The organism is Anaerolineae bacterium, assembly GCA_016931895.1.
Classification (GTDB): Bacteria; Chloroflexota; Anaerolineae; order 4572-78; family J111; genus JAFGNV01.
This window is the reverse complement of sequence record JAFGDY010000212.1, coordinates 20,172-31,033: the sequence shown is the minus strand read 5'-3', so window position 1 is coordinate 31,033 and position 10,862 is coordinate 20,172. Positions and strand designations below refer to the sequence as shown.

Sequence of the window (10,862 nt, the reverse complement as noted above, 5' to 3'; positions counted from 1 at the left end):
CCGCGACACAAGCACGCCGTCGCCAAAGTGGCTCATGCCTTCCTTGCCGTCGCCACGCAGCCAAAAGTCAACTTCACCGGCGCGGAAAAGTTCAAAATTAACTTTATGTCTCAGGTTGCCGTCGTCGGGGGTAAAGAAGAGGGTAAACTCGGTGAGCACCTGCTCGTCGTTATTTTCAGGGTCAGGGAAATCAAACTCGTACCAACCCGTGGAGTTGGGGGCCAGTTTGCCCTTGCTCAAGCCATCCGGCGACAACTCCGCCGGAGTGTAGGGGTCAATGCCTGCCTGATACGGAAAGTCCGGGTCGGGTTCAGCCACAACAGGCGGCGGCTCTGGCGTGGGCGGTTGTTCCGGTTCGCCCAATTCAGCCTGTTTGACATCGGCATTAAAAAGGTGGTAATCAATGGGGAAGTCGCTGTTGTTGACCACCTGAACGTAATAGGTTTTGGGGCCAAAAACCCAACCGGTCCAGATCAACTCGCCAGTTTCAGGATTACTATCTCGTTCAACCACACTGCCTGCGCCCAGGTTCGCCATTTTGCTGGTATCGCCATTGAAAAAGAACTGAATTTGATTCTCTTCAAAAATGTTCAAATTCACATACTCGATGGTGTAGGGTTGTTTGGGCGTAAAAACCAGGGTCAATGATTTTTCTATATCAACTGCTCGGCCATCTTTATCCGGCACAAACTTGAACCAGTGCTGCTCCAGCGGATCGAGATGCCCGCGATTGACTTCATCGTCAAGTACCACTGCGGCCGAGGGCGTACTACCACCGCCTCCTGCCGCCATTGAGATAGACGCCGTTAAAACAATTGCGGCTACCACAAACAGTAAGGCAATGCCCTTGACCAAATTGAGAAATTGTTTATTTTTGTAAGCCATGTTTTTATGAGCCATATTAGCCCTCCTTATATAAATGGGTTATAATAAAATTTCAATCTCAGACCGCTACCATTATATTACCAAACAGCCGCAAAGTCATTGGGTAATTTGGCATACGGTTTAAAATACATCGCAACATTATAGCACAACCAGGTATGGTTGCCAATAATTCTTAAGCTATTTGGCCTACACAAACCCAACGGGAACTAAGCGAATTGTATTAATAGTACCAATTTACCGGGTCATTAATCTCTCTTTAAGTTGACGTTTGGCGGCAAATGGGTTATAATTATTGCGTATAAAATAAACCGGCTTTAGTGGAATTATTCCCCTTCTCCCCTATCCTGAATACAATCTAGGAAAGATTGCGCCCAATCAGCGAGGCGTGTTTTTTTGTCTAAAGCCAATTGCAACTTGAGTTCTACTTATGGCGCAAGAACAGGATGAGGTCATCCTGACCCAATTTGAAGAATCGCTCTCAAAATCGGCGTTGTCGTCATCTACCATTGTCAATTATTTGGCGGATTTGCGCGTGTTTTTGCGCTGGGGCCGCCAAAAATTTGGCAATGAATTTTCACTGGGTGGCGCTAACCAGGAGCATATTCGGCTTTACCGGTATCACCTTACCCAAGAACTTCATCGCGCCGCAGCCACGGTGAACCGGCATCTGATGGCCCTTAGAAAATTTTTTGCTTTTGCCAGAGAAGTGGGCTTTACGCCCGCCAATCCCACCCAAGGCGTGGCTTTGGTGCAAAATAATGGGCAGGCCCCTTCTCGCCCCCTCTCTGAAGGCGAGGTTGAAAAATTATTCAAGGCCGCCGAAAACGGCGCCCGCGCCGGCCTGGTGCGGCGCGATCAGGCGATTTTACAATTAATGCTTCAAACCGGCTTGCGCGTTAGTGAAGTGGTTGACCTGCAAAAAAGCGACCTGATTTTTGACAATCCCGGCCTTCGCCTGAAGGTGGGTAACGGCCGGGATGAGACAACCCGGTACTTACCGATACGTAGTGAAGTTTGCAAAATGCTCAACGAATACCTGGCCATTCGCCCCCAAACCGCTCACACCAACCACGTTTTCCTCAGCCAAAAGGGACAGCCCGTTTCCGAACGCACCGTGCAGCGCATCATTAGCGATTGCGCCAAAACAGCCGGGCTGGCCGGAGTATCGGCGCAATCGCTGCGCCGCACCTTTGCGGTGCGCCTCCTGGCCGAAACCGGCAACCTGGATCTTGTTTCCAAACGGCTAGGGCATCAAAATAGTGCTATTACTGCCCAATATTTGGCAGTGCATGATGGTCAAGAAAATTAGAATTTAGAAAGTAGAGATTAAAAGTTAGCGCCGGACGCCCCACGTTACGCTAATTGTAACTGTTCAGGCATGTCATTTCGACCGAAGGGAGAAATCTCCTTAAAGCCGTTCCTTAAAAAGTAGATTTCTCGGCCCACAGCCTCGAAATGACATGGGGCTGAGTAGTAACCGCTAATTTTTAATTTCTAATTATTTATTTTCAGGAGGTTTACCTTGGAAGTAAAAGATTTCCGCGCCTTACGCATCAGTCTGGCTTCGCCAGAAGAAATTCTCGGCTGGTCTTATGGTGAAGTGACCAAACCGGAGACAATCAACTATCGTCGGCTGCGGCCGGAAAAAGACGGCCTCTTTTGCGAGGCGATTTTTGGCCCCACCAAAGATTGGCAATGTTATTGCGGCAAATACAAACAAGTGCGTTACAAGGGCATTGTTTGTGAAAAGTGCGGGGTTTTGGTAACCCGTTCGTCGGTGCGCCGCGAGCGAATGGGGCACATTGAACTGGCCGCGCCCGTGGCCCACATCTGGTACACCCGCCGCGTCCCTTCTTATATGGGGCTTTTGCTTGATATTTCTCGCCGCAATCTGGACCGCGTGCTTTACTTTGCCCATTACGTGATCACCAGGGTGGACGAACAGGCTCGCGCTCGTGCCCTGAAACGGCTGGACGACGAATTGAACCGCGAAGAAAAACGGCTGGAAGAAACTCGCCAGGAACGGGTAGACGAAATTCGGGGCAAAGCCGACGAAAGCATTGCCCGGCTGCGAGACGAAGAGCAAAAACTGGTGAACGCCGCCACCGAAAACCAGAATAAACTCATTGAAGCCGTGATGAAAGAAGCCCAACAACTGCAAAAACGGCTGGAAGATAAAACCGGCTCAACAGTGCGCGCGCCAATTGTATTTAGTGGCAGCGATGAAACCATTGTTGAAGCCGGAGAGACAATTGACCGCAAGCATCTTAAAGCTTTGAACGGCATGGTTGAGGCCCGGCTCAATGAAATCAAGGTTGAGAGCGACGAGGAACTCAGCCGCGAGCAAAACCGGATTTCCGCCGAAATTGACCGCCTGCGCCACATGGCCGACCAGGAAATAGAAGCCCTGGACGATGCCAATTCCGGGGAATTCAATAAATTTGCCGCCCAAATCCAGGAACAGCGCCAGGAACTGATGGGCATTCAGTCTATGCAATTTCTCAACGAAGCCCAATACCGTGACCTCTCGGACCGCTGGGGCAACGTTTTCAGCGCCGGTATGGGAGCCGAGGCATTGTACGAGATTTGCCAAGACCTTAACCTGGAAAAGATGATCAAAGAACTGCACACCCAAATTCGGGGGACGCGGTCCAAACAGCTCAAGAAAAAGGCCATCAAACGCCTGCGGGTGGTAGAAAATCTGCGCAAAAGCGGCAATCGCCCCGAATGGATGATCTTAACCGTGCTGCCCGTCATCCCCCCGGATTTACGGCCAATGGTTCAACTGGATGGCGGGCGCTTTGCCACCTCTGATTTGAACGATCTCTACCGCCGGGTCATCAACCGCAACAATCGCCTTAAGCGCCTGCTCGATCTATCTGCGCCCGACGTGATTGTGCGCAATGAAAAGCGCATGCTGCAAGAAGCGGTTGACTCGTTGATTGACAATAGCCGGCGGGGTAAGGCCGTTTCGTCGCGGGGACGCCGCCAGCTCAAGAGCCTGAGCGATATGCTCAAGGGCAAGCAGGGCCGCTTCCGCCGTAATTTGCTGGGCAAACGGGTGGACTACTCCGGCCGTTCCGTGATTGTGATCGGCCCGGAGTTGGAATTGCACCAATGCGGGTTGCCCAAGAGTATGGCCCTGGAATTGTTCCGGCCCTTTGTCATCCAAAAGCTGGTAGAGTATAACTACGCCAATAATGTTAAAGGGGCCAAACGCATTGTGGAGCAACGCCGGCCAGAAGTGTGGGAAGTGTTGGAAGAAGTCATCCAAACCCGGCCCATTTTGCTCAATCGCGCCCCCACCCTGCACCGGCTGGGCATTCAGGCTTTTGAGCCAATCCTGGTTGAGGGCAACGCTATTCAAATTCACCCGCTGGTTTGTTCCGCCTTTAACGCCGACTTTGACGGCGACCAGATGGCGGTGCATATTCCTCTCTCCCAAAAGGCGGTCAAAGAAGCCCGCGACCTGATGTTGGCCAGCCGCAACTTGCTGCTGCCCTCAAACGGCGAGCCGGTGGTTTCTCCCACCAAAGACATGGTGCTGGGGGTATACTATCTCACCCAGGCCGAAGACGGCCAAAAAGGCGAAGGCAAAATCTTCACCGATCTTGATGAAGTTATTCTGGCCTACTCCCTGGGTAAAGTGGCTTTGCACGCCAACATCAAACTACTGCATTACACGGCCACTTCTAAACGCACCAAACCCATTGAAACCACGGTGGGCCGCGCTATCTTTAACAGCGCCTTGCCCGAAAACCTACGCTATGTGAACAAAGTTTTAGACAAAGGCGCCTTAAAAGACCTGGTGGGCCTGAGTTACAACACCCTGGGCCTGGAAGCAACGGCCAAATTAGTAGACCAGATCAAATCTCTGGGCTTTAAGTATGCCACCCAATCCGGCACCACCATTTCCGTGTCCGACATCACGGTTCCTGAAGAAAAGAAAGAAATCCTGAACAAAGTAACCGAACAGGTGGCCAATACCGAGCAGCAATACCGGCGCGGTCTCATCACTGAAGAGGAACGCTATATCAAAACCGTGCAACTCTGGACTGAGGCCACCGACCAGGTAACAGAAGCCGTGCGCGCCTCAATTGACCCAAACAGCCCGGTAAAAATTATGGCCGACTCCGGAGCCACCAAAGGCGGTTTCCAACCTATCCGCCAGTTGGCCGGCATGCGCGGCTTAATGGCCGACCCCAGCGGGCGCATTATTGCCCTGCCCATTCGATCCAACTTCCGCGAAGGTTTGACCGCCCTGGAATACTTCATTTCCACGCACGGCGCGCGCAAAGGTTTGGCCGATACCGCCCTCCGTACCGCCGACGCCGGTTATCTGACCCGTCGCCTGGTAGACGTGTCCCAGGACGTAATTATCAACGAGCACGATTGTGGCACCAAAGTGGGTATCCCGGTTACTCAAGAGGATAGCTTCAGGTTGGGTGAAACTTTCAAAGAACGCCTGTTAGGCCGGGTGACGCTCAAAAAGATTGTGGACAAGGAAAGCGGCGAAGTACTGGTTGAAAAGAACCAACTGATTGGCGAAAAAGAGTACGACCAGATTGAAAAAGCCGGCCTGCAAGAAGTGATGGTCCGTTCGGCCCTGCAATGCCAACTTGAACACGGCATTTGCAGCCTGTGTTACGGCAGCGATATGGCCCGCGGCGGCCTGGTAGAAATTGGCGCCGCCGTAGGGATTATCGCCGCTCAATCCATTGGCGAGCCGGGCACGCAGTTGACCCTGCGCACCTTCCACACCGGCGGCGTGGCCGGCGTTGAGGATATTACGCACGGTCTGCCCCGCGTGCAGGAGCTGTTTGAAGCGCGGGCGCCCAAAGGTGAAGCCATTATCTCCGACCTTGATGGGCGGGTTGAACTGGTGGTCCGCGAAGACGGCAGCCGGGTTTTGAAAGTGGTTTCGTCTGAAATGCGCCGGGACGAATACGAAATCCCCGGCAATTGGGCCGTTTTGGTGGAAGACGGCGACGAAATAGCGGCCAAAACTCGCCTGGCCAAACGAGGCGACCAGGAAATTGTGGCCGAAACCGGCGGCAAAGTGCAACGCGATGGGTTCAAGATTACCATCCGCTGGAAATTCACTCAAGAAGAGGAGTACGAGATCGAGTCGGCGGCCCGCTTGCGGGTGAAAGATGGCAACAAGGTAACGGTGGGCCAACAACTGACGGAAGGCTCGCTCAACCCCAACCGCATCCTGCGCGTGCTGGGCCGGGAGGCGGCCCAGGTTTACCTGTTGGAGGAGGTGCAAAAAGTGTATCGCTCACAGGGCGTGCCCATCAACGATAAACACATCGAGGTTATCATCCGCCAGATGACCAACAAAGTGCGAATTGTGACCGGCGGCGATGGCGACTATCTGGCCGGCGAATTGCTCGACTATCAAAAATTCCAGGCCATCAACCAAGAGCTGATTGCGAAAGGCAAACGTCCGGCGGCAGGGCGGCCCATTTTGTTGGGTATCACCAAAGCCGCTCTCAGCACCGAGAGCTTCCTCTCGGCTTCCTCCTTCCAGCATACCATCAACGTGCTGGCCCAGGCGGCCATTGAGGGCAAACGAGATGACCTGTTTGGCCTGAAGGAAAACGTGATCCTGGGCAAACTGATCCCCGCCGGGACAGGCTACCTGCACTATCATGGCCAGGACGACGACAGCCAGACCGAGGGCGACAGCCTGGAACTGGTGGCCGAACTGGAGGAAGCAGCCGATCTGGCGTTTAGAGATGATGGGGATGGAACTGGTGAAGTAGCGGTGGATATATAACCGTTTTTATGCTAAATCTATAAGTTAGAAAGGAGGTGTGAATGCATTGAGCGTAGAGCTAAGAGCAGGTGAATCTCAAGAATCTTTGTTAAAAAGATTCCGCAAAGAAATTGTAAAATCTCGCATTTTGAGCACTTATCGAAAGAAGCGATGGTATGTGTCAAAAAGCGAGCAGCGCCGGTTGGCCAAACAACGCGCCATCCGCAAAGCCCGTCGCAAGATGATTCGCCGGCAAAATCAGAATTTCTGATCAAGACTTAGGACCATTGACCAAGTCTCCGCGATTTTTCTCGTTCCCAAACTGGGTTTGGGTCCAAACAAGTTTGGGAGGTCCAAACAAATTTGGGAATGAGAAATAGATTTGACAAAAAAATCTCCACGATAGAGGGACCGTGGAGATTTTTATTTGAAGCCAGAGTTTTTAAGCCGCCGGGGCAGGCTCACGGGGAAAGTGGGCCATCCTCGTCTGAACCTATTATCTTTAAGCCGGAATCAACTTGCGGATCGCTGCCGGAATAACCTGCCCGGCCTCGATGTGGAAACGAATGAGGCGGCGACCATTTTCTTTGAGGGCGTGATAATCACCCTGGGCCTGGGCCGCCACCAGGGTGGCGAAGGTGTACTTTTCGCCGGGGATTTCAACGTCCGTGACCGGGGTGTGGGTGAGTTGAACAAAGAGGCCCTTGTTGCCGTCGCCTTTGTGTAATTGGCCGGTAGAGTGGAGGAAACGCGGCCCGTAGCCAACCGTAACCGCGGAGCGCAGGCCGTTACGCAGCCGCAGCCGCAATTCATTAAGCGCGGCGTCGGTGTCAGGGGTTTGCGGCAAGTAGGCCATAATAGCCACGTAATCACCAGGCCGGTAATGGGTCAAAAAGGCCTTCAGCGCTTCGGTCACGGTTTCGCCCATAGCCGGGCCGTAGGCATCAATGTCGTCGTAATCCAGGGTAGGGGTATCGGCGGGAAGGAAGCCGCTTTGTTCAAACTCGGTCATCAAGGCTTTGGCCTTGGCTTTGGCCGATTCCACGTTGGGCTGGTTAAAGGGGTTGATTTTTAGCGCGGCGCCGGCCGCGGCCGTGGCCATCTCCCAGCGGAAGAACTCCTGGCCCAGGTCTGCCAACTCATCCAACTGGATGGTGATCACCGGATGCCCGCCGGCCGCCAGCATGTCAACCTGGCCATCCAGGTCAACATTATCGTCACCGGCCAGGCGAAGGTAAACAAATACGCGGTCGTTGTTATAAAAGATTGGCTCGGCAATGGCTTCATCGGCTACGGGCAAAATACCAACGCCCTGCTTGCCGGTGCTCTCGGCAATGAGTTGCTCCATCCATACCCCAAAAGCGGCAATTTTGGGTGAGGCGAAGAAAGTTACTTTGTCCCGACCGGCCAGGGCCAACTCGCCCAGGGCCGCGCCCAGTTGCAGGCCGGGGTTTTGAGGGGCGTGATTGCGGCAGGCGTTGGCCATACTATTGGCCCGGCGCAAGAGTTTGGGCAGGTCAACGCCAATCAGCGCCGCCGGAACCAGGCCAAAATAGGTTAAGGCCGAATAACGCCCGCCCACTTCCGGCGGGGCCAGAAAAACCCGGTGGAATTTCTTTTCTTTGGCCAATTTTTCCAGGCCGGAGCCGGGGTCGGTGATGGCCACAAAGTTTTCGCCGGGGTTGGCTTTGACGGCACCAACAACCTGATAGAAATGTTTAAACAGAGAAAGTGTCTCCAGCGTGCCGCCCGATTTGCTGGAAACCAGAAAGAGCGTTTGGGCCGGATTAGCCAGGTTGGCTTTGACAGCTGAAATTTGGTCGGGGTTGGTGCTGTCCAGCACAATTAAAGGTAAACCATCCGCCTTGGCCCCAAACGTGGCCATATAAACCTCCGGGGCCAGGCTGCTACCGCCCATGCCCAACAAAACCACTGCTTTATAACCGACCGCTCTGATTTGGGCGGCAAAGGCCGCCACTTCATCGGCTTGAGCCAGCCTTTCCGGGCCAATCTCCAGCCAGCCCAGGCGATTGGCCAACTCTTTGGTTTGAGCCGCCTGTTCGGGATCGGCTATCCAGACCGTGCCGTCACGCTGCCAGATGCGGGCGGCAACGTTGGCGGCGTTCCAGGCTTTGAGGCGCACGTCCACCATGGCCTGGAAGTCGCCCAAATCCATGGCCATGGGGCTGACCTGTTGCGACACAATGGCTTCGCGTTTTTCTTCCAGGGCGTTTAAGAGTTGGACAAAAGAATCGGCAAAAGCGGCCACGCCATCGTCCTGCAATTTTTGGGTAGCGTCGTCGTAACTGATGTTAAACTCCTGGAGCCGGGCCAGCACGGCTTCGGCTTCAGTCAAATCTTCTGTTAGGCTGGGCCGAATCTGGCCGTGATCTTTGAGGCCCTGAATGGTGACCGGCGGCAGGGTATCCACCGTATCCGGGCCAATCAATTCTTCGGCGTATAACACGTCTCGATAAGCGGGATTTTTGGTGCTGGTGCTGGCCCATAACGGTCGCTGCACCCTGGCCCCTTTGGCGGCCAATTTTTGGAAACGTTCGCTGCCAAAGATTTCCTGAAATTTTTTGTAGGCAACTTTGGCGTTGGCAATGGCCATTTTGCCCTGCAATTTCTGCGCTTCCGGGTGGCCCGCTTGGGCCAGCAGTTTATCCAGGATGGTATCCACCCGGCTAACAAAGAACGAAGCCACCGAGGCCACCCGGCTCAAGTCGCCCCCTGCCGCAGCCAATTTCTCCAGGCCAGCGATGTAGGCGTTAGCTACCTCAACATAATTCTGGAGCGAAAACATCAAGGTAACGTTAACGTTGACCCCGGCCCCAATCACCTCGGTAATGGCCGGCAGACCGGCCTGGGTGGCCGGAATTTTAATCAACAAGTTGGGCCGGCCCACGGCGGCAAATAAACGTTTGGCCTCGGCAACGGTGCCCGCCGTATCGTCGGCCAAATCGGGCGATACCTCCAGGCTGACATAACCATCTTTGCCGTTGGTGCGTTCGTAAACCGGCTGCATCACCTCGGCGGCGTTTTGAATATCTTGAATGGCCAGGCTTTCGTACAAATCCTTGATCGGGATGGTGGGGTTTTGGGCCACAATCTCCTCAATTTGGGCATCGTAAGCTGCACTGCCGGCAATGGCTTTCTGAAAGATAGACGGGTTGGACGTGACCCCGACAATGTTGTCTTCCGCTACCATTCGCGCCAATTCGCCTTCAGTAATCAAACTGCGTTCAATGTTATCGTACCACAACGACTGGCCCAGTTCCGACATTTGTTTTAAGGCATTGTTTGACATGATGTGTGACTCCTCCATAGTTTAAAAGTATTGGTCGTAAAGCTCATTCCAAAGTTTAGAACGCATCACGGTAACGATATCCTCGTAATGATAATTCAGTTCCTCATTGGCCGCTAAGATAGCTAACCTGAGGATGTCGTCATCATAAGGTTTTTGGCCTATTTTGTTCATCTGTTGTTTTAAGGTACTCATGGTGATATTCAGTCGCCTGGTTCCCGGTTTTTTTGCCTTGAGGAAAGTAATGACTAAATCGGCCAGGCGAATAGCCAGCTCTTGTTGCTGTTTTTTGCCCATGGGGGTCACAGGTTGGGGCGAGTCCTGGAACTCGAAATAGATGCTATTGGCCAGGTGAGAACGCAGCCAGGCTTCCCAGGTTTTATCGGTGTTTTTTTTGTAAAACCTGGACTCCGGGATCCGGTCGTAGTCGTCGTAATCGTCATCCTCATCTTCGTAAAAGTCGTCTTCGTCGGCGCCAAACGGCAGTAAGGAACTCAAAAAGTTGCGCCAAAAGGCCACGGCCACAACGGCGGAAATGAGGGCCAACAGGGTTGTTTGGAACAAATCAAAAGGCAAAAATAGGGTCAACAACCAGCCCACCCCCAGCGAAAAACCCAAAACAAGGGCCATACTAACCAACGTTATCGCCAAAATTAACAGCAAGACTCCAATGATAATGATGAGGCGTAAGAAGAAATTCATCGCTCCTCCATATCCTTAAAATAGAAGTGCTGCAAAGTATACCACAATCCAGTTAAAAGGTTTAATCACGCCTTAATCCATTTGACGTAAACTAAGGTTTACGACTACTCACACAAACAGGATCAGCACCTAACAAGCTTAATTCGTTTGATGTCAGGCTATCAACATGCTACAATACTCACCTGGATTATTAATCTTGCCTGCTTG

6 protein-coding genes are annotated in these 10,862 nt (G+C 52.9%); 3 read left to right on the top strand and 3 right to left on the bottom strand.

Annotation, left to right across the window (positions count from 1 at the left end; genetic code table 11):
- On the bottom strand, window positions 1-900 hold a 900-nt coding region (locus JW953_15800; protein ID MBN1994162.1), incomplete at its 3' end, for a hypothetical protein.
- A 412-nt stretch (window positions 901-1,312) separates the two neighbouring features.
- Between JW953_15800 and JW953_15795 the strand changes: the two genes are divergently transcribed.
- The 3 genes from JW953_15795 to rpsU all read left to right on the top strand — a co-directional run bounded on the left by JW953_15795 (window position 1,313) and on the right by rpsU (window position 6,917).
- Window positions 1,313-2,194, top strand: a complete 882-nt coding sequence (locus JW953_15795; GenBank protein MBN1994161.1) for a tyrosine-type recombinase/integrase — start codon at window positions 1,313-1,315, stop codon at window positions 2,192-2,194.
- A 213-nt stretch (window positions 2,195-2,407) separates the two neighbouring features.
- Window positions 2,408-6,667, top strand: coding sequence for a DNA-directed RNA polymerase subunit beta' (rpoC, locus tag JW953_15790; protein ID MBN1994160.1), 4,260 nt, complete (start codon window positions 2,408-2,410; stop codon window positions 6,665-6,667).
- Between the two features lie 46 nt (window positions 6,668-6,713).
- Window positions 6,714-6,917: a 30S ribosomal protein S21 gene (gene rpsU, locus JW953_15785; protein ID MBN1994159.1), complete on the top strand. Its 204-nt coding sequence runs from the start codon at window positions 6,714-6,716 to the stop codon at window positions 6,915-6,917.
- A 231-nt stretch (window positions 6,918-7,148) separates the two neighbouring features.
- Here the strand turns inward: rpsU and JW953_15780 are convergent, their stop codons facing one another.
- On the bottom strand, window positions 7,149-9,956 hold the full coding sequence (locus tag JW953_15780; GenBank protein MBN1994158.1) for a bifunctional transaldolase/phosoglucose isomerase: 2,808 nt from the start codon (window positions 9,954-9,956) through the stop codon (window positions 7,149-7,151).
- A gap of 21 nt (window positions 9,957-9,977) precedes the next feature.
- Complete coding sequence (locus JW953_15775) at window positions 9,978-10,655, bottom strand: hypothetical protein (protein ID MBN1994157.1); 678 nt, start codon at window positions 10,653-10,655, stop codon at window positions 9,978-9,980.
- Window positions 10,656-10,862 lie beyond the last annotated feature (207 nt).

Coding starts and splice junctions, on each gene's coding strand:
- JW953_15795 (MBN1994161.1), top strand. CDS start 1,313: ATGGCGCAAGAACAGGATGAGGTCATCCTGACCCAATTTGAAGAATCG.
- JW953_15780 (MBN1994158.1), bottom strand. CDS start 9,956: ATGTCAAACAATGCCTTAAAACAAATGTCGGAACTGGGCCAGTCGTTG.
- JW953_15775 (MBN1994157.1), bottom strand. CDS start 10,655: ATGAATTTCTTCTTACGCCTCATCATTATCATTGGAGTCTTGCTGTTA.